General features: G+C 70.9%; 12 protein-coding genes. 9 read left to right on the forward strand and 3 right to left on the reverse strand.

Translation table 11 applies throughout. The features are described 5' to 3' along the window. Positions 1-118: 118 nt before the first annotated feature. Positions 119-418 carry a hypothetical protein gene (locus tag K8625_RS02095; RefSeq protein ID WP_223781694.1) on the reverse strand — a complete coding sequence of 100 codons (300 nt, stop codon included), beginning with the start codon at positions 416-418 and terminating at the stop codon, positions 119-121. Between the two features lie 341 nt (positions 419-759). Here K8625_RS02095 and K8625_RS02100 point away from each other — a divergent pair, with 341 nt between their 5' ends. The 7 genes from K8625_RS02100 (at position 760) to K8625_RS02130 (ending at position 8,788) form a co-directional block, all read left to right on the forward strand. Next, positions 760-4,335 carry a protein kinase gene (locus K8625_RS02100; RefSeq protein ID WP_223782049.1) on the forward strand — a complete coding sequence of 1,192 codons (3,576 nt, stop codon included), beginning with the start codon at positions 760-762 and terminating at the stop codon, positions 4,333-4,335. A gap of 240 nt (positions 4,336-4,575) precedes the next feature. After that, the gene (locus K8625_RS02105) at positions 4,576-5,232 is read left to right on the forward strand and encodes a 2-hydroxychromene-2-carboxylate isomerase (protein ID WP_223781695.1); all 657 of its coding nucleotides are present in this window, start codon (positions 4,576-4,578) and stop codon (positions 5,230-5,232) included. Positions 5,233-5,324: 92 nt separating this feature from the next. Next, positions 5,325-5,972, forward strand: a complete 648-nt coding sequence (locus K8625_RS02110) for a hypothetical protein (protein ID WP_223781696.1) — start codon at positions 5,325-5,327, stop codon at positions 5,970-5,972. A gap of 66 nt (positions 5,973-6,038) precedes the next feature. Then, entirely contained in the window at positions 6,039-7,235 is a 1,197-nt protein-coding gene (locus K8625_RS02115; protein ID WP_223748541.1) for an acetyl-CoA C-acetyltransferase, read from the forward strand. 32 nt (positions 7,236-7,267) lie between these two features. Further along, a complete protein-coding gene (locus K8625_RS02120; RefSeq protein ID WP_141323581.1) occupies positions 7,268-7,486 on the forward strand; it encodes a hypothetical protein in 219 nt (72 codons plus the stop codon). Between the two features lie 217 nt (positions 7,487-7,703). Then, complete coding sequence (locus tag K8625_RS02125) at positions 7,704-7,907, forward strand: hypothetical protein (RefSeq protein WP_046715756.1); 204 nt, start codon at positions 7,704-7,706, stop codon at positions 7,905-7,907. A 143-nt stretch (positions 7,908-8,050) separates the two neighbouring features. Further along, positions 8,051-8,788 carry a DUF1751 domain-containing protein gene (locus K8625_RS02130; RefSeq protein ID WP_223748542.1) on the forward strand — a complete coding sequence of 246 codons (738 nt, stop codon included), beginning with the start codon at positions 8,051-8,053 and terminating at the stop codon, positions 8,786-8,788. Between the two features lie 10 nt (positions 8,789-8,798). Here K8625_RS02130 and K8625_RS02135 read toward each other — a convergent pair whose 3' ends face one another. Next, a complete protein-coding gene (locus K8625_RS02135; protein ID WP_141323539.1) occupies positions 8,799-10,436 on the reverse strand; it encodes a sigma-54-dependent Fis family transcriptional regulator in 1,638 nt (545 codons plus the stop codon). A 141-nt stretch (positions 10,437-10,577) separates the two neighbouring features. Between K8625_RS02135 and K8625_RS02140 the strand changes: the two genes are divergently transcribed. Both K8625_RS02140 and K8625_RS02145 read left to right on the forward strand, forming a co-directional pair. Then, complete coding sequence (locus tag K8625_RS02140; RefSeq protein ID WP_223748543.1) at positions 10,578-11,453, forward strand: dioxygenase; 876 nt, start codon at positions 10,578-10,580, stop codon at positions 11,451-11,453. Positions 11,454-11,486: 33 nt separating this feature from the next. Then, complete coding sequence (locus tag K8625_RS02145; protein ID WP_223748544.1) at positions 11,487-12,101, forward strand: YceI family protein; 615 nt, start codon at positions 11,487-11,489, stop codon at positions 12,099-12,101. Positions 12,102-12,264: 163 nt separating this feature from the next. Here the strand turns inward: K8625_RS02145 and K8625_RS02150 are convergent, their stop codons facing one another. Further along, positions 12,265-18,366 (reverse strand): hypothetical protein, encoded by a 6,102-nt coding sequence (locus tag K8625_RS02150; protein ID WP_223781697.1) that lies wholly within the window; start codon positions 18,364-18,366, stop codon positions 12,265-12,267. Positions 18,367-18,428 lie beyond the last annotated feature (62 nt).

Consider the following 18,428-nt stretch of genomic DNA (forward strand, 5'->3'; position numbering starts at 1 on the left):
GCGCGCCGTGGGGCGACGACCGTCCGAAACCACGAGCATCACCGCACCGCGCCCGCCGTCGCAAGGGGTCTGCTCCCACCCCTGGACGGAGGTACAAGGCCGAGCGGGCGTGGGAGGCCTACTCCTCGGGCGGGGGATTCTCCAGGCCGCGCCGGGACACCTCCGAGTCGGGCTCCTCGTCGCCGCGGGCCTCGCGCTCGGGGACCTGCTCGTTTGTCCACTCCTCCCCGCGCTCCACGCGGGCCTCCCAGTCCGTGTCACGCGTGGGGTCCACGTCCCCGGCGTCTTCGTCCGCGAGCCGACGGCTCACGTCGCGCGCGCCCTCATCCTGCGCGTCCTCCACCTCGCCGCGATTCCTCGGCTGGAAGTCCCCGCGCGTCGGCCGCGTGTCGTTGGGTCCTCGAGGAATGCCCGCCATGTTGCACCTGCCTGGATGTGGGTGTCGCCTGCCCGACTCAACCTCCGAAGTCCCGATGCGCGGGACAAGTGCTGGCGGATATCAGGCCGCCTGCCTGGGCGGTGGGGGGCAGGGGTTTCTTCCGTGTCGTCGGAGCGTGTCCCGATACATGGAAACGTGATATTCCATCGACTTCTGGATTCTGCCGACCTTCCGGTCCCGCCTTCGTGAGCGACGAAGAGAAGACAACCGTCCTGGACGAGCGCAGCCGTCCTCCGAGCAGCACGTGGGGGGAGCGCATCCGCACGCCCGTCACCCTGCCGGGGGACGCCGCGGGCGTGCGACGCTCGTTGGAGCTCGGAATGGTGGTGACGGGCCGCTACCGGGTGGAGGGCCTCTTGGGCGAGGGCGGCATGGGCCGCATCTGGCTGGCGGAGGACCTGCACGAGCGGCGCAAGGTCGCGCTCAAGGAGATGCAGGTCCCCGCGGGGCTGACGGCGGCGAAGACGGAGGAGCTGGTGCTGATGTTCCGGCACGAGTTCTTCGCGATGAAGAAGCTGCAGCACCCCGGCACGCTGAAGGTGTTCGACTGGGGGATGACGGAGGCCGGCAACCGCTTCATCACCATGGAGGTGGTGGACGGGCAGGACCTGAGCACCCTGGCGCGCGAGTCCCCGCTGGACACGCGCACGCTGTACCGGGTGCTCCTCCAGATGGCGCAGGTGCTGGCGTTCATCCACTCGCGCCTGTACGTGCACTGCGACATCAAGGCGAGCAACGTGCGCATCACCCGCTCCGGCGCGGTGAAGCTGATGGACTTCGGGGTGATGCACCAGCTGGGCACCCCGAGCCCCGGCAAGCTCAAGGGCACGCTGGAGTACCTGGCCCCCGAGTGGCAGCGTGGCGCGAGCATCGACGGGCGCGCCGACCTCTACTCGCTGGGGGTGATGGCGTACTACCTGGTGACGGGGAAGCTGCCCTTCAAGCGCAACACGCCCGCGGCGCTGCTCGCCGAGCACCTGACGCGGCCGCCGCCCAAGCCGTCCTCGCTGGGGCCGGTGGACCCGCAGCTGGAGGAGATCATCCTCCTGCTGTTGGCGAAGGACCCGCGCGAGCGCTTCCAGGACGCCGCCGAGCTGATGGAGGCGCTGTGCCACGCCAGCGGCGAGCCGATGCCGGAGGAGCCCCTGTCGGCGCGCTCCAGCTACCTGCACGTGCCGGAGGTGGTGGGGCGCGCGGCGGAGCTGGAGTCGCTGATGAACGGGCTGGCCGAGGCGGACTGGGGCCAGTCGCGCGCGGTGCTGCTGGGCGCTCCGGCGGGCGTGGGCAAGACGCGGCTGCTGCAGGAGTTCGAGCTGCAGGCGAAGCTGGCGGAGCTGCCGTTCGGACGGGGGCAGTGTCGCGCGGAGGGGCAGGCGCCGCTGACGCCCATCGCGCAGGCGCTGCGCGCGCTGATTCCGCACACGCCCACGGAGGTGATGGAGCGGCTGTCGCCGAGGCTCTCGAGGCTCCTGCCCGCGATGTCGGCGGAGGGCTCGGGCGTCGCGCAGGTGCCGGGCGAGGAGAAGCTGGGGTTCTTCGGCGCGCTGGCGGAGTGGGTGCAGGGGCTGGGCAAGCGGATGACGTTCGTCCTGTGCTTCGAGGACCTGCACTGGGCGGACACCGCGTCGCTGGAGGTGCTCAACGTGCTCATCCGCGCGCTGCACGGCACGCGCGGCATGGTGGTGTGCACGTTCCGCTCGGGGGAGCTGAGCCGGCTGAGCCTGGCGTTCCAGACGGTGGACGAGAAGCTCACCTGGCGCATGGATCTGGAGCCGCTCGGGGCCGAGCACGTGGGCACGTTGGTGGGGCTGGCGCTGCCGGGCCTGGAGGTGCCGGAGAGCTTCGTCGCGCGGCTGCACGAGACGACGGGGGGCAACGCGTTCTTCGCCACGGAGTGTCTGCGCGCGCTGGTGGAGGAGGGCGCGCTGACGCGCGTGGGTGGACGCTGGACGGCGGAGGAGGGGCTGGACACGCGGCCCTTGCCCGCGAGCATCCAGGCGGCGGTGCTCGAGCGCCTGTCCTCCGCGCCGGTGGAGCAGGTGTCGCTCTTGAGGCGGCTGGCGCCGGCGGGGCGCAGCCTGGAGCTGCCCATGGTGCGGGCGCTGGCGGACCTGCCGGAGTCGGAGCTGTTCGCGGTGCTGGATGGAATCGTGGAGCGGCAGTTCCTCCAGGAGGAGGAGGGCCGGTACGTCTTCACGCACGACACCGTGCACCAGGCCGTCTACGACAGCATGTCGGAGGACGAGCGGCGCGCGGCGCACGCGCGGGTGGCGCTGGCGCTGCAGACGCTCTACTCGCAGCGGCCGGACCTGACGCGCACGGTGGGGTGGCACTACCTGCGCTCGTCGGAGCCGGAGCTGGCGATCGGTCCGTTGCTGGACGCGGGGCGCGCGGCGATGGAGGCGCAGGCGTTGCTGGAGGCGACGCTGCTCTTGAAGGAGGCCTCCACGCTGCTGGAGTCCGCGCCGGACTTCCCGGGGCGCGACAGGCTGCTGTTGCGCATCTGGGTGACGCTGGTGGAGGTGGGCTACGCGAGTGACCCGCCCAGCTCGCTGGCCTTCGCGGAGAAGCTCTTCGCGCACTGGGCGTCGACGGTGGACCTGGAGGAGGGGCGGCGGGTTGCGCTCGCGCAGCTCGACGGGGCGTGCTCGGCGCCCGAGGACGAGCGGCCGGCACGCCTGAGGGAATTGTTCCGCGAGCGCGAGGCGGACGCGCAGGTGGCGCCGGCGGACATCTTCTGGAAGCAGGCGGAGCTGCGCATCCTCCAGGCGATGGCGCTGGCCATCGTCGGGCGCACGAAGGATTTGGACGCGTTGCTGGAGCGGGTGCGGCGCGAGCAGCCGGAGGTGTCGCCGTACCGGGCCGCGACGTTGTTGGCGCCGGCGGTGCTCAGCGCGTACACGGGCCGCTCGGCGGGGGTGGTGGAGGCGCAGTTCGAGCAGCTCACGCGGCTGCGCGGGCTGCGCGAGGTGATGGGCCGGCTGCCTCGGCGCCTGGCGTGGGCGTTGGGGATGGGTGGCTACATGATGAACATGAACCTGGCGCTGCGCGGCGAGCCGCTGGACGCGCAGGCGACGCGGGATGGCTACGCGGTGGCGGAGGCGCACGGCTTCACGGACGTGCGGGCCTTCCACCTGTTCACGGTGGTGACGCGCGCGGCGTTCACGGGGGATGCGGCGGCCTTCGTGCCGGCGTTCACGGAGAAGAGTGACCTGGTGCGCCGGCTGGGCAACCCCCGGTTGATGGAGCGCAACCTGGCCATCTTCACGCCGCCCTACTATCTGGAGCGCGGCGAGCACGAGCACGTGGCGGCGGTGGTGGCGCGCGGCGAGGCGCTGGCGCGGGTGCTGCCGGAGGACCGCTGGTTGCAGTGCCACGTGCAGACGTACCAGGCGTGCCGGGACGTGCTGTTCGAGGACGCGGCGGCGGTGCGCCAGTCGCTGCCCCGGGCGCTGGCGGCGGCGCGTGAGAGTGGCCTCCGGATGGAGACGCTCTTGCGTGTCTACCAGTCGCGCTTCGAGCGCGAGCAGGGCCACCTGGAGGCGGCGCGCGAGGCGGCGCAGACGGCGCTGTCGCGGTCGATGGACCCGGTGCTGGCCAATCCCTGGGACGAGGTGCTGGCGCGCCGGGCGATGGCCGCGCTGCTGCCGGGCGAGGACGGGCTGACGCACCTCAAGCGCGCGCTCGCGCTGGCGGAGCTGACGGGCAACGTGTTGCAGGTGGGGCACGTGCGCCTGGCGCTCGCGGAGCGGGCGATGACGATGGACGCGGCGGTGGCGGAGCTGACGGCGGCGGAGACGGCCTTCACCGAGGCGCGGGCGTCGAACCTGCTGGCCCAGGCGACGTCGCTGCGTGGCGCGCTCCAGCGCAGCGCGGAGTCCCGACGGAGCGCTTGAGACGGCTCGCGTGAAGTGACCGCATCATGGACGGAACGCTCCGGCAACGTGCGGGCGCGCGAGCCCACGTGAAACGCAGCACCGCTGAGGGAGCACTGCGCGCTCTGGCAACGCACGGGACGCGATGCTCTCTTGGAGGGGTGTGGTGCCGCGCTGCGCGGGAGCCGGAAGGTACGCCGCCTCACGTCACGCGCAGGTGTCACGGCGAACAGCCGGCGCCAGGAGGGTAGAGTGCGCGGCATGGCCCTCCCGCCCCTGCGCTTCTGTTTCGACTATCTCTCCCCCTACGCCTACCTCGCGTGGACGCGCATGCCCGCCCTCGCCGCGCGCCATGGCCGCGTGCTGGAGCCCGTCCCCGTGCTGCTCGCGGGCGTGCTCAACGCCACCGGCAACATCGGCCCCGCCGAGGTCCCCGCCAAGCGCGGCTATATCTTCAAGCACACCTTCCGCATCGCCCACGAGCTGGGCGTGCCCTTCGGCCCCCCTCCCTCGCATCCCTTCGTCCCGCTGCTCCCGTTGCGCGTGACGGCCGCCGTGGATGACCTGGAGGCCCGCGCCCGGCTGGTGTCGGCCCTCTACGCGGAGGCCTGGGGCGGCGGGAAGGGCGTGGAGTCGCCCGAGCAGGTCACCGTGGCCCTCCGCGCCGCGGGCCTGGATGCCCCCGCGCTGCTCGAGGCCGCCGGCCGCCAGGACATCAAGTACCGCCTGCGCCGCAACACGGAGGAGGCCATTGCAGTCGGCGCCTTCGGTGTGCCCACTGTGTGGGTCGACGGTGAGCTGTTCTTCGGCGTCGACTCGCTGGGCCACCTGGAGCGCTTCCTCGAGGGCAAGGATCCGCTCAAGGGCGTGGACCTGGAGCGCTGGCGCTCCCTGCCGTCGACCGCCTCCCGACGCTGAACGCGGGTGGTGCGAAAGCACCTGGAGTTTGGGCTAGGGTGCCCCGCTGGCCCAAGCCCCAGGGGCGGGCCACGTCTCCAGGTGCTCACCGAATGAACGTCCTCGCCGAGCTGGGCATCGTCGTCGCGGGTCTCGTGCTCGCCATCGTCCTCCTGGCGCTCAACTTCTGGCGCGCCGTGCTGTTCCTCTTCCCCCACACGGTCCGCGTGGAGCCCGAGGCGCCCGCCGACCAGATGGACCTGCCCCTGGAGCTGGCGCAGGTCTCCATCCACCTGCAGGCCCTGGGCTTCGTGGCGCTCGGCAGCCACGAGGAGAAGCCGCCGCTCCAGAAGGCCACGCGCTCCTACGACTGGGCCCACCCCACCGAGCGCGTCTTCGCCACCGTGTACCAGACGGCGGACGGCGAGCCCCGGCTCTACTTCCTCACCCCCCTGGCCCCGGAAGGCTTCGTCATCACCGCCGGTTATCGCCGGCCCGCCCTGGATGTGCCCGGCGTCTACCGGAGCGGTTCACTGGAGGACGCTCCACCGGAGCGTCTGCTGCGCGCCCACCTGCGCCGCATGGAGGGCCTGACGCCCGCCAGCGACTTCTCGTGGGAAGGTCGGGTGGAGGCCGGACGTTCCTGGTATCGCGGGCTCGGCCGGAAGGAGATCCGCCGGCAGAACCTGCAAGGGCTGTTGTGGACGGTGATGGCGCTTGCCATCGTCGCCAGCGCCTTCCTGGGACGGCGCGCGGCCTGAAACCCCGCCAGGACCATCACTGCGCGCGTGCACCGCGCGCCCCTTGGGAGTAGGTAGACGAGCACCATGAAGAGCGTGTCCAAGACCGAGGAAATCTTCTTTCTTTCCGGCAAGCGCACCCCGTTCGGCACCTATGGCGGCAGCCTGAAGGACCTGAGCGCCACCGACCTGGCCGTGGAGTCCGCGAAGGCCGCTTTCGCCCAGTCGAAGGTGTCCCCGGAGCTGGTGCAGCACGTCGTGTACGGCAACGTGGTGCAGACGAGCGCGGATGCCATCTACCTGCCCCGCCACGTGGGCCTGAAGACGGGCGTGCCCGTCCCCGTGCCGGCCCTGGGCGTCAACCGCCTGTGCGGCTCCGGCTTCCAGGCGTTCGTCACCGCGGCGGAGCTGATGCTCACCGAGCAGGCGAGCTGCGTGCTGGCCGGCGGCACCGAGTCCATGAGCCAGGCGCCCCACGTCATCCGCGGCGCGCGCTGGGGCCTGCCGCTGGGCAAGGGCAGCCTGGAGGACATGCTGTGGACGGCGCTGACGGACAGCTACACCGGCCAGCCCATGGCGCTCACCGCCGAGCAGCTCGCGGTGGACTACGCGCTCACCCAGGACCAGGTGGACGAGTACGCGGTGCTCACGCAGAAGCGCTTCGCCGCCGCGCAGGAGGCGGGCCGCTTCCAGGATGAAATCGCGCCCATCACCCTCAAGGGGAAGAAGGGCGACGTCGTCGTCTCCAAGGACGAGCACAACCGCCCGGAGACCACGGTGGAGGGCCTGCGCAAGCTGCCCAAGGTCTTCAAGAAGGACGGCGTGGTGCACGCGGGCGCGGCCAGCGGCATCTGCGACGGCGCCGGCAGCATGGTGATGGCGACGGGCAGCTTCGTGCAGAAGCACGGCCTGAAGCCCATCGCCCGGCTGGTGAACTGGGGCGTGTCCGGGTGTGACCCGAAGGTGATGGGCATCGGCCCGGCGCCCGCCATCCGCCAATTGCTGGAGCGCGCGCAGGCGAAGCTCTCCGATGTGGACCTGTTCGAGGTGAACGAGGCCTTCGCGCCCCAGTACCTGGCGGTGGAGAAGGAGCTGGGGCTGCCGCGCGAGCAGACCAACGTCAACGGCGGCGCCATCGCGGTGGGCCACCCGCTGGGCGCGTCCGGCGCGCGCATCACCACGACGCTCGTCTATGAGCTCAAGCGTCGCGGTGGACGCTATGGTATCGGCTCCGCCTGCATCGGGGGCGGTCAGGGCATCGCCGTGTTGGTCGAGGCGCTCTGATGCCCGAACACGACTTCCAACCGGGACGCGAGATGACGAACGAGGTGGATGCGAAGACGGCCCGCGAGCGGGCCAAGGCCATCGCCGAGCAGCGTCGGGCGGAGCGCCGCAACCGCAAGCGCAAGTGCGTCGTGTGCGGCGTGGAGGAGAGCGACAAGACGCCCCTCACCGCCCACCCGGAGGGCATCGGCCCGGCCTGCAAGGACGAGGTCTCCTGCCAGAACCGCCGGGCCGCCGCCTCGCGCCCGTGACCCGACACGGGGCCTGGCGGGGCGTCCACCCGCGCGAGGCCCTCGCCCGCAGCGCCGCCACCCGTTGTCGACTGCGTGACGGTGGGAGCCCTGGCGCCACGCGGGGGCGGGGTGGGGCCGCCAGGACCGCTCAAGGCCGGTAAATCGGGCCCGTTTCTTGATAGCGGAATCGTCTCGGGGTAAACGTCCAGAATCTCAGCTTGAGACGAGGGTCGGAATGGGCGTTACGAGCTTCACGGGAGTCAAGGTGTTCTCCACCACGCTCGCGCGTGATCGCGAGAACATGGGTGAGAACATCACCAAGTGGCTCAAGGAGAATCTGGTCAACATCGAGGTGGTGGACAAGGTGGTGACCCAGTCCTCGGACAAGGAGTTCCACTGTCTGACCATCACGATTTTCTACCGCGCGAAGACGGCCTGATTCGGCGGTTCTCGACGCTGGACGTCGACGTACGAGGGCGCTCTCCCGGGACCGGGTGGGGCGCCCTTCGTCGTTTGGGGTTGCGAAGCCGGCGGGGTTCCACCACCTTTGGTCGACTTGTCGAGCCCGTAGTGGAGGAATGAATGCGACCGATGCGCAGCTTCGGCGGCCGGGGTGGCGGTGGTGGGGTCCCCGGCCTGGAGACCACGGCGTCCAAGCTGGCGGTGGGCCTGGTGGCGGGCTCCGTGCTCTTCCTGGTGCTGCGCTACCAGGGCGCGGGCAACAGCCTGCTCCTGCTGCTGTCGCCCAATACCGTCTTCGGCAACCTCTTCCTCTGGCAGCCCTTCACCTACGCCTTCATCGAGAGCGAGCCGTTCAGCATCCTCTTCGGCGCGCTGCTCTTGTGGTCCATCGGCGGGTGGCTGGAGAGCTACTGGGGCTCGAAGCGGCTGTTGATGGTGGCGGTGGGCTGCACGGCGCTCGCCGGCTTCGTGCTGGGCGTGGTGGGGCTCTTCATGCCGCTGCCGGCGGGCTACCAGGGCGGCTGGGTGATGGGCTCGGTGCTGTGGGTCGCCTACGGCCTGGTCATCGGCAAGGGGCAGACGAACTTCTGGGGCATCCCCCTGTCGGGCAACGCGTTCGCCGGCATCGGCGCGGGCTTCGTGGTGCTGCGCGTGCTGACGGCGGGCTTCTTGAGCCAGCTGCCGCACGTCGTCGCGCTGCTGCTGGTGTTCGCCTACGTCAAGGGCGCCAGCCCCAAGCGGTTCATGCTGCAGCTGCAGCACTGGCGGCTGCAGCGACAGCTGAAGGACCGCTCCAAGCACCTGCACGTGGTGGGCAGGAACAAGGACAAGCCGGACCGCGACCAGTACCTGAACTGAGCCGAAGGGCTCAGTGGGCCGCCTCCGGGTGGCCGTACTGCTTGAGCTTGCGGTAGAGCGTGGCCACGCCGATGTCGAGCTGCTCGGCGGTGCGCGCCCGGTTGCCCGCGTTCTGCGCCAGCACCGCGAGGATGTACTCCTTCTCCATGTCCTCGAGCCTGCGCGGGTTGCCGCTGGGCATGAGGCTGGGCGGCGCGGCGCGGACCTCCTCCGGCAGGTCCTCGCGCTCCACGCGGCTGCCCTCGCACAGGGCCACCGCGCGCTCCAGGGCGTTGCCCAGCTCGCGCACGTTGCCGGGCCACTCGTAGCGCAGGAGCTGGTCGGCCGCGTCCGGTGACAGGCCCGACACCTTGCGGCCCAGCCGCTCCGCGGCCTCGGCGAGCAGCAGCCGGGCCAGGGGCAGGATGTCCTCGCGCCGCTCGCGCAAGGGGGGGATGCGCAGCTCGATGACGCGCAGGCGGTAGTAGAGGTCCTGGCGGAAGCGACCGGACTTCACCTCCTCGCTCAGGTCGCGGTTGGTGGCGGCCACCACGCGCACGTCCACCTTGCGGCTGGTGTTCTCTCCCACGCGCCGCACCTCCTTTTCCTGCAGCGCGCGCAAGAGCTTGGCCTGCATGGAGGCCGGCACCTCGCCCACTTCATCCAGGAAGAGGGTGCCGCCGTGCGCGGCCTCGAAGAGGCCCGGCCTGTCGTGGGTCGCGCCGGTGAAGGCGCCCTTCACGTGGCCGAACAGCTCGCTCTCCAGGAGGCTCTCGGTGACGGCCGCGCAGTTGACGGCCACGAAGGCCTTGTGCGCGCGCGTGGACTCGTCGTGGATGAGGCGGGCGATTCTCTCCTTGCCCACGCCGCTCTCGCCGGTGACGAGCACCGTGGAGTCCACCTTCGCCGCGCGGCGGCCCAGGTTGATGACCCGCTGCATGGCCTCCGCGCGCGCCACCATGCCGGCCGGGTCCTCCGTCACGCCCACCCGCGCGAGCGACTGGCGCTTGGCGCGCAGCTTGCGCTCCGCCTGCTTCAGCGCGTCCGTCACCTGCGCGAGCACGCCCTCCATGCACTGCGTCTCGTAGAAGCGCAGCACCTCCTTGCACTCGGTGGTCCACTCCTCCGAGGGGCGGCCGACGATGTGGCACGCCGCGTCCCCCTGGCCCACGCAGCGCAGCTCCGTGCAGTAGATTTCCCGGCCGTTGACGTAGCTCATGTACCCGGACGCGAAGCCGGTGAGGCTCCAGCACACCGGGTGGTCCGCGCGGCCCAGGTGCAACAGGTGCTGCTCGGCCTCGTACGAGTCGCGCCACTGCGCCTCGGCGAAGGGCTCCGGGCCCTCCTCGGGCTTGCGCTCCATCCGCTCCACCCGCACCTGGCCCTGCAGCGTGTGCAGCCGCCCGCCCGCGCGGCGCCACAGGGACTCATCCGTCCAGGGCACCGCCCCCTTCATCGCCTCCGCCGTGCGCCAGCCGTGCGCGTAGCCCAGCCGCGTGAAGATGCCCCGCGCGGCCGTCATGCCCATCAGGTTCACCAGCTCCTTGCGGAGCAGTCCCAGCGCCACCGGGTCCATGAGCAGCACCCGCTGCCCCGCGAAGTGGATGAGCCCGCCCCCCGGTTCGAAGGACAAGAGCTCGCCCAGCCCCAGCTCGAATTGACCCGCCACGGTGTCCCGCTCCTTCCAAAGTGATGCCTCTCTCTATCGTTTTGAGATGTTTCCTGCACGACAGGTTGTGGGGTGGGAGTCATTTCAGGGGGTTGGAATCCCGGGGACGTTGGTCCTGGGGTTGCAGTAGAAGGCGCCATCATGGGAGGCGGCTTGGACAGGCGAGGAGTGCTGCAGGGCATGGCGGCGGCCGGGGTGGCGGGGGCCCTGGGCACGGGCTCCGCGAGCGGGCAGGCGAAGGCCCCGGCGCTCTTCGTCTCCCATGGCTCGCCGATGGTGGCGCTGGACACGGACGCGTACCCGCGGGCGCTCAAGAGCTTCGGTGAGGGCGTGTCCACGGCGAAGGCGCTCGTCGTCGTCTCCGCGCACTGGGAGACGCCCGGCGAGGTGCGCGTCACCGCCAGCGAGCGGCCGCCGCTCGTCTATGACTTCCACGGTTTTCCGAGCGCGCTGTACCAGCTTCGCTACGCGGCGCCGGGAGCGCCCGCGCTGGCCACGGACGTGGTGGGCCGGCTGAAGTCCGCGGGCCTCGAGGCCGTCGCGGACGGCGAGCGCGGGTTGGACCATGGCGCGTGGGTACCGCTGCTCCACACGTTTCCACGCGCGACGTTGCCGGTGGTGCAGGTGTCGATGCCGCTGGGCGCGCGCGCGGCGGACATCGCGAGGATGGGCGAGGTGCTGCGGCCGCTGCGTGAAGAAGGCGTGCTGCTGATGGGCAGTGGTGGCATCGTCCACAACCTGCGCCGGGTGAATTTCCGAGAGAAGGATGCGTCCCCGGAGCCGTGGGCGCAGTCGTTCGACACGTGGGTCGCGAACAAGTTGGAGGCGCGCGACTTCACGGGGCTTCAATCATGGTTGGATGCACCCAATGCGACGCTCGCGCATCCAAGGGCCGAGCATTTGTTGCCGCTGTACTTCGTCCTCGGAGCCGCCCTCCCCGAAGACCGCATCACCCCCGTGTTCGAGGGCTTCCATCACGGAACCTTGTCCATGCGCAGCTTCGCGCTGCGCGCCTGAACCCGCAGTTCATCATTCGAGGAGCACACCCCTATGAAGACGACCCTGAAGAGCGCGATTGCCCTGCTGGTGGCCCTGCCGTCACTCGCCTTTGCCGCCACGTGGGACGTGGACCCGGCCCACTCCAGCGCGGGCTTCACCGTGAAGCACATGATGGTGTCGAACGTGACGGGCTCGTTCAACATCAAGCAGGGCGCGGTGAACCTGGACGACAAGGACATCACCAAGTCCACCGTGGAGGCCACGCTCGACGCGGCGACGGTGAACACGGGCAACGCCAAGCGTGACGAGCACCTGAAGGCGCCGGACTTCTTCGACACGGCGAAGTACCCCACCATCACCTTCAAGTCGACGAAGGTGGAGAAGGCGGGCGAGGGCAAGCTGAAGGTCACCGGCAACCTGACCATGCACGGCGTCACCAAGCCGGTCGTCCTGGACGTCACGGGCCCGTCGAAGGAGTCGAAGGACCCCTGGGGCAACACCCGCACGGGCGTGTCCGCCACGACGAAGCTGAACCGCAAGGACTTCGGCCTGACCTACAACACGGCGCTGGAGACGGGCGGCGTGGCGGTGGGTGAGGAAGTCACCGTGAACCTGGACCTGTCCCTGACGAAGAAGGCGGACGCCGCCGCCCCCGCGAAGAAGTAGTCCGCGGGTCGCTCGACAGCGACTGAAGTGAATGAAGGGCCTCCACGGTGTGGGGGCCCTTCTTCGTTTCGTGCGTGGGCGCTTCGTGTCGGCGCGCGCGTGGAAATGAAAGAGGGGCCGCCACGGTGGTGGGGCCCCTCGGGTGTGGCTTTCGTGGAGGGCTTCAGCCCTCGGCGACGGCCTGCACGCTGGCGCGGTAGATGAAGATGCGCGCGGTGTTGGTGCGCTGGTCGGCGGGGACGACGAAGAAGCCCGGGGTGGTGCTCTTGAAGTCCTGGGAGAAGCCCGCGACCTGGCGGCCGTCGTTGAAGGTGACGCGAATCTTCTGGCCCTCGGCCTGGGGCTGACGCGCGCCGGCGGGGAGCATGAAGAAGATGGCCTTCACGCGCTTGCCGGGAATCTGCTCCGGGGCGAAGCCGCTCTGCTGCTCCAGGGAGATGACCTCGTCGAGCAGGTCCGCGTCGCGGATGGTGCCGCGCTTCACCTGGCCTTCCACGGTGTGGATGATGACGCGGTGTTCGCCCTCGATGAACGAGGTGATGGAGTCGGCGTGCAGGGGCACGGCGGCGGCGAAGAGCGGCTCCCTCACGGCGGCGAGCGGCTGCGGGCTCGCGGCCAGGGAGGGCGTGGCTCGCGCGGGGTAGGGCGAGCGCAGGGCCGCGCTCATCGCCGCGGCGGCCACGGCGGTGGCGGGCGTCGGCGTGGGCTCGGGGGCCTCTTCCACCAGCTCGATTTCGGCGAGCTCCTGCTCTTGTTCCTGCTCGAGCTCGACGGGGACCTCCTCCTCGATGGAGGCGGAGAGGTCCGTCGCGGGGGCGCCGAACGCGTGGCCGTTCTGGGCCTGCCATGAAGAGGCGGGCGCGGCGGGCTGCTCCTCGGCCCAGGAGACCTCCTCGGCCTGGATGGGCTCGGCCGGGAGCTGCTCGGTGGCGGAGAGCTCGACCATCGGCTCCACGTCGACCGGGGCCTCGCTCCACTCGGCCTGCGCGTTGGACAGCTCCTCGGTGGCGGTGTTGTTCCAGGTCGACGAGTCCTGGGCGGAGGACCACTCGGACTGGACGGCGTCGGCCGGGAGCTCTTCGGTGGTGGACCACTCGGGCTGAGCCGTGTGGGGCGCGTCGGTCGAGGACCACTCGGCCTGGACGGCGTCGGCAGGGAGCTCTTCGGTGGCGGACCACTCGGGCTGAGCCGTGGGGGGCTCGGTCGAAGCAGTGGGCTCTTCAGAGAGGACGGCGTCGGCGGGGAGCTCTTCCGTGGCAGCCCATTCAGGCTGAGCGGTGGGGGGCTCTGCGGCCGACGCGGACCAATCGGTCTGCACGGCGTCCGCCGCAATCTCCGGCGTCGCGGACCACTGGGACTGTTCGGAGGGGGCCGCCGTGGCGTTGGCGGACCACTCGGCCTGGACGGCGTCCGCGGGAAGCTCTTCCGTCGTGGAGGCCCACTCCGGTTGCGCGGCAGTTGACGAGGCAGACCAGTTGGTCTGCACAGCATCTGGGGCAATCTCCGGCGTGGAAGCCCACTCGGGCTGCGCCGCGTCCACGGGAATCTCTTCGGTGGCGGACCAGTGGGGCTGAGCGGCAGGAGCCTCCGTCGAGGCTGCGGACCAATCGGACTGCACGGCGTCCGCAGGGAGCTCTTCCGTGGCGGACCACTCGGGCTGCACCGCATCCGCGGGAAGCTCTTCGGCGGCGGACCACTCGGGCTGCGCGGCAGGCGCCTCCGTCGAGGATGCGGACCAATCGGTCTGCACGGCGTCAGCGGGAAGCTCTTCTGTCGCCGCCCACTCGGGCTGCGCGGCGGGAGTTTCCGCGGAGGTCTCGGACCAATCGGACTGCACGGCATCCGCGGGAAGCTCTTCGGTGGCGGCCCATTCGGGCTGCGGGGCGGTCGACGAGGCAGACCAGTCGGTCTGCACCGCGTCTGGAGCAAGCTCCGACGTGGCCGCCCACTCGGGCTGCGCGGCTGGAGTCTCCGCGGAGGTCGCGGACCAGTCAGTCTGTACGGCATCCGCGGGGAGCTCTTCGGCGGCAGCCCACTCGGGCTGAGCGGCGGGAGTCTCCGTCGAGGTGGCGGACCACTCGGCTTGCACTGCATCTGCGGGAAGCTCTTCCGTGGCGGCCCATTCAGGCTGCGCCGCAGGGGGCTCCGCCGTGGACGAAGACCACTCGGCCTGCACCGCGTCCGCGGGAAGCTCTTCCGCGGCAGACCAGTCAGTCTGCGCGGCAGGCGTCTCCGTTGATGACGCAGTCCACTCCGTCTGAACGGCGTCCGGGGCAATCTCCGGCGTGGTCGCCCACTCGGGCTGCGCGGCAATTACACCTGTCGAGGAGGATGACTCTGCCTGCACGGCGTCCGGGGCAACTTCCGGCGTCGCCTCCCACTCGGGCTGCGGAGCGCTCGCCTCTGTCGCGGACCACTCGGACTGCACGGCGTCGGCGGGAAGCTCTTCCGTGGCGGCCCACTCGGGCTGGGCGGCGGGAGTCTCCGTCGAGGAAGCGGACCACTCGGCCTGCACGGCGTCGGCGGGAAGCTCTTCCGTGGTGGCCCACTCGGACTGCGCGGTAGGCGTCTCCGTCGAGGACGAAGACCATTCGGCCTGCACCGCATCCGCAGGGAGTTCTTCGGCGGCGGCCCATTCGGGCTGGGCGGCGGGAGTCTCTGTCGACGTGGCGGACCACTCGGCCTGCACGGCGTCGGCGGGAAGCTCTTCCGTGGCGGCCCACTCGGGCTGGGCGGCGGGCGTCTCCGTCGAGGTGGCGGCCCACTCGGCTTGCACCGCATCGGCGGGAAGCTCTTCGGCGGCGGACCACTCGGGCTGAGCGGCGGGAGTCTCCGTTGAGGTGGCGGACCACTCGGCTTGCACCGCATCGGCGGGAAGCTCTTCGGTAGCAGCCCACTCCGGCTGAGCGGCAGGTGCCTCCGTCGTGGACGAAGACCACTCGGCCTGCACGGCGTCGGCGGGAAGCTCTTCCGTAGCGGCCCACTCGGACTGAGCGGCGGGAGTCTCCGTCGACGTGGCAGACCACTCGGCCTGCACGGCGTCGGCGGGAAGCTCTTCCGTGGTGGCCCACTCGGGATGCGCGGCAGGCGCCTCCGTCGACGTGGCAGACCACTCGGCCTGCACCGCGTCGGCGGGAAGCTCTTCCGTGGTGGCCCACTCGGGATGCGCGGCAGGCGTCTCCGTCGACGTGGCAGACCACTCAGCCTGCACGGCATCGGCGGGAAGCTCTTCCGTAGCGGCCCACTCGGGCTGCGCAGCGGGAGTCTCCGTCGACGTGGCCGACCACTCGGACTGCACGGCGTCGGCGGGAAGCTCTTCCGTGGCGGCCCACTCGGGCTGCGCGGCAGGCGTCTCCGTCGACGTGGCGGCCCACTCGGCTTGCACCGCATCGGCGGGAAGCTCTTCCGTGGCGGCCCACTCGGGCTGAGCGGCGGGAGTCTCCGTTGAGGTGGCGGACCACTCGGCTTGCACCGCATCGGCGGGAAGCTCTTCGGTAGCAGCCCACTCCGGCTGAGCGGCAGGTGCCTCCGTCGTGGACGAAGACCACTCGGACTGCACCGCGTCGGCGGGAAGCTCTTCCGTGGCGGCCCACTCGGGCTGCGCGGCGGGCGTCTCCGTCGACGTGGCCGACCACTCAGCCTGCACGGCATCGGTGGGAAGCTCTTCCGTGGCGGCCCACTCGGGCTGCGCGGCAGGCGTCTCCGTCGATGAGGCAGACCCGTCGGTCTGCACCGCGTCCGGAGCAATCTCCGGCGTGGCCGCCCACTCAGCCTGCGTATCTGGCGTTTGCGCGGAGGACGCAGACCACTCCGACTGCACGGTGTCCGCGGGAAGCTCCTCGGCCGCCATCCATTCGGGCTGCGCTCCAGGCGACTCCGTCACGGGCGCGGACTCATCCGTCTGCACGGCGTCAGCAGGAAGCTCTTCCGCGGCGGCCCACTCGGACTGCGCGGCGGTGTTCTCCGACGTGTCGTGTGCCTGCTCCGTCTCGGACGCGCTCCACGCGGCCGAGGTCGCGTCCGCCGCGGCGTCGGTCGCCGGGGCCTCTGCTCCCGCCTCACCCGTCGACCACTCCGATGACGTGGTCGCCGCGAGTTCGCCCGCCGAAGCGCCTTCGCTCGTCGCGCTCCACTCGGGCTGTGCCTCGGACGTCGACCACTCGGTCGATGCGGCCTCCGCCGTCTGCTCTCCCGTCGCGTCCCAGGTGGGCTGCGCGGCCTCGGCGTTGGCCGAAGCCCATTCCGGCTGCAGCTCGATGACCTCCGAGCCCTGCGCCTCCGCGCTCCACTCCGCGGAACCACCCTCGGCCGGCGCCTCGCCGGAGGACCACTCCGCGCCGCCCGTCGTCTGTGACGCCATGCCCGCGCTGCTGGCCAGCGGCTCCAGCTCGCTCGACTGCGTGCTCCAGTCCTCCTCCGCGCCGCCGTAGGCCGGAAGGTCCAGGCTGCGCTCCGCCGAGGCGGTGAACTGCCCGGGCTCCAGGAAGTCTCCCGCGGTCGCGAGGGGAACGGCCTCCTCGGGGCTGCCGCTCAGGTCGAACGCATCCTGCGACGCGGGCGCGGCCTCCGTGTCGACCTCGATGGTGTCCGCCTGGAGGTCGGGTCCCACCTGCACGGAGCGAAGCTCCAACGAGGGAACCGTGCTCGAGCTGAAGGGCAGCGGCGTCGTCGAGACCGCCTCCGCTCCAACCTCCGCGACGTCGAGCGTGGGCGACTCGCCCGCGGATGTGCCGTCCTCGCCCGAGGTCGCCTGCGTGGCCGTGGAGGCCATCCACACCTCGGCGTCCGTCGCCTCCTGCGTGGGCTCAGGCTGCGTCGAGGCAGCCGTGTCATCCGTGGACGCGGACACCTCGCTGACGTCGGAGGCGTCGAGCGAGATCTCCTCGGCCGTGCCCGCATCGACGTCCCCAGCCGAGAGCTCCACGGTGGAGGACGACGCGTCGCTCACCTCCGAGGCCTCGAGCACCAACTCCTCCGCCACATCACCCGCGTCGAGCGCGATGGGCTCGGCGGACTCCATGGCGCCGACATCGATGATGTCGTTCGCGTCGGCGACCTCCGTCGGCGAGGACTCGAGTGGATCCACCGCCAGCGGAGCCGAGGCCCACGCCTCGTCCACGGGGGCCGACGAGAGGTCCTCCGCGAGCACCGGCTCGCTCTCCGCCGAGGCATCGAGCAGCTCGACCTCGGACGAGGGAACCTCCACATCGGAGGACTCGAGCGAGGACTCCTCGACGGGCTGCGCCTCCAGCACCGGCGTCTCGGCGATGTCCGGCGTCGTCTCGACCTCCAGGGAGAGGTCGGCGAAGGACGACTCGAGCGAAGACTCGGGCGCCTGCGCGGCGGCCGCGGGCTCCTCCGCGCCACCCAGCGCGCTGAAGTCATCCTCGGCGCTCGTCGGAACCTCCACGGGCGTCGCCGCCTCGGACCCCGACGCGACCTCCGCCTCGGAGACCTCCAGCACGTCCTCGAAAGAGGTGGCGTCAGAGGCGGGCGCGCTGACCTCGGGCGTCGCGGCGGGCGCCATCCACGGCGCGGGCTCGCTCAGCGCCGGGATGTCGATGTCGTCCGAGCTGAGGTGCAGGTTCTCCGGCTCGGCGGCGGGCTGCGGCGCGTAGGCGCTCGGGTCCTGCCCTGCCCAGCCCTGCTGCTGCGCATAGGCCTGGTTCGGATCGTACCCCTGCTGCGCATACGCCTGGTTCGGATCATACCCCTGCTGCTGCGCGTAGGCCTGGTTCGGGTCGTAGCCCTGCTGCGCATAGGCCTGGTTCGGGTCGTAGCCCTGCTGCGCGTAGGCCTGATTCGGGTCGTAGCCCTGCTGCGGGTAGCGCGCGTAGGCCTGGTTCGGATCGTACGGCTGCTGGGCGTAGGCCTGGTTCGGGTCGTACCCCTGCTGGGCGTAGGCCTGGTTGGGGTCGTAGCCGGCGGGGTAGGCGTACCACTGGCCATCGGCGCCGTAGTAGCCCTGGGCCTGGTTGGGGTCGTAGCCGGCGGGGTAGGCGTACCACTGGCCGTCGGCGCCGTAGTAGCCCTGGGCCTGCTGGGCATAGGCCTGGTTGGGGTCGTAGCCGGCGGGGTAGGCGTACCACTGGCCATCGGCGCCGTAGTAGCCCTGGGGCGCGGCCTCCGGCTGCTGCCACGCGGAGGCGTCGGCGGGCGCATCCTGGATGCCGAGGAGCCCACGCAGCTCACCCCAGCGAGCCTCCTCCACGGGAGACAGGCTTCCCAGCTTTCGCTTCTCGTCGAGGAAGCGAAACTCTCTCATTGCCGCGCGCGTGTCCGACATCCGTCACCTTGCTGCGGACGGCGGACTGCCCGGTTACCGTC

Origin of the sequence: Myxococcus sp. AS-1-15 (assembly GCF_020037055.1) — a bacterium.
GTDB classification, from domain to species: Bacteria; Myxococcota; Myxococcia; order Myxococcales; family Myxococcaceae; genus Myxococcus; species Myxococcus fulvus.

What these genes read in the sequence shown, in the direction of transcription:
- K8625_RS02110 (WP_223781696.1), top strand. Translation starts at nt 5,325, where the DNA reads ATGAACGTCCTCGCCGAGCTGGGCATCGTCGTCGCGGGTCTCGTGCTC.
- K8625_RS02095 (WP_223781694.1), bottom strand. Translation starts at nt 418, where the DNA reads ATGGCGGGCATTCCTCGAGGACCCAACGACACGCGGCCGACGCGCGGG.
- K8625_RS02150 (WP_223781697.1), bottom strand. Translation starts at nt 18,366, where the DNA reads ATGAGAGAGTTTCGCTTCCTCGACGAGAAGCGAAAGCTGGGAAGCCTG.
- K8625_RS02120 (WP_141323581.1), top strand. Translation starts at nt 7,268, where the DNA reads ATGACGAACGAGGTGGATGCGAAGACGGCCCGCGAGCGGGCCAAGGCC.
- K8625_RS02100 (WP_223782049.1), top strand. Translation starts at nt 760, where the DNA reads ATGGTGGTGACGGGCCGCTACCGGGTGGAGGGCCTCTTGGGCGAGGGC.
- K8625_RS02115 (WP_223748541.1), top strand. Translation starts at nt 6,039, where the DNA reads ATGAAGAGCGTGTCCAAGACCGAGGAAATCTTCTTTCTTTCCGGCAAG.
- K8625_RS02140 (WP_223748543.1), top strand. Translation starts at nt 10,578, where the DNA reads ATGGGAGGCGGCTTGGACAGGCGAGGAGTGCTGCAGGGCATGGCGGCG.
- K8625_RS02105 (WP_223781695.1), top strand. Translation starts at nt 4,576, where the DNA reads ATGGCCCTCCCGCCCCTGCGCTTCTGTTTCGACTATCTCTCCCCCTAC.
- K8625_RS02125 (WP_046715756.1), top strand. Translation starts at nt 7,704, where the DNA reads ATGGGCGTTACGAGCTTCACGGGAGTCAAGGTGTTCTCCACCACGCTC.
- K8625_RS02130 (WP_223748542.1), top strand. Translation starts at nt 8,051, where the DNA reads ATGCGACCGATGCGCAGCTTCGGCGGCCGGGGTGGCGGTGGTGGGGTC.
- K8625_RS02145 (WP_223748544.1), top strand. Translation starts at nt 11,487, where the DNA reads ATGAAGACGACCCTGAAGAGCGCGATTGCCCTGCTGGTGGCCCTGCCG.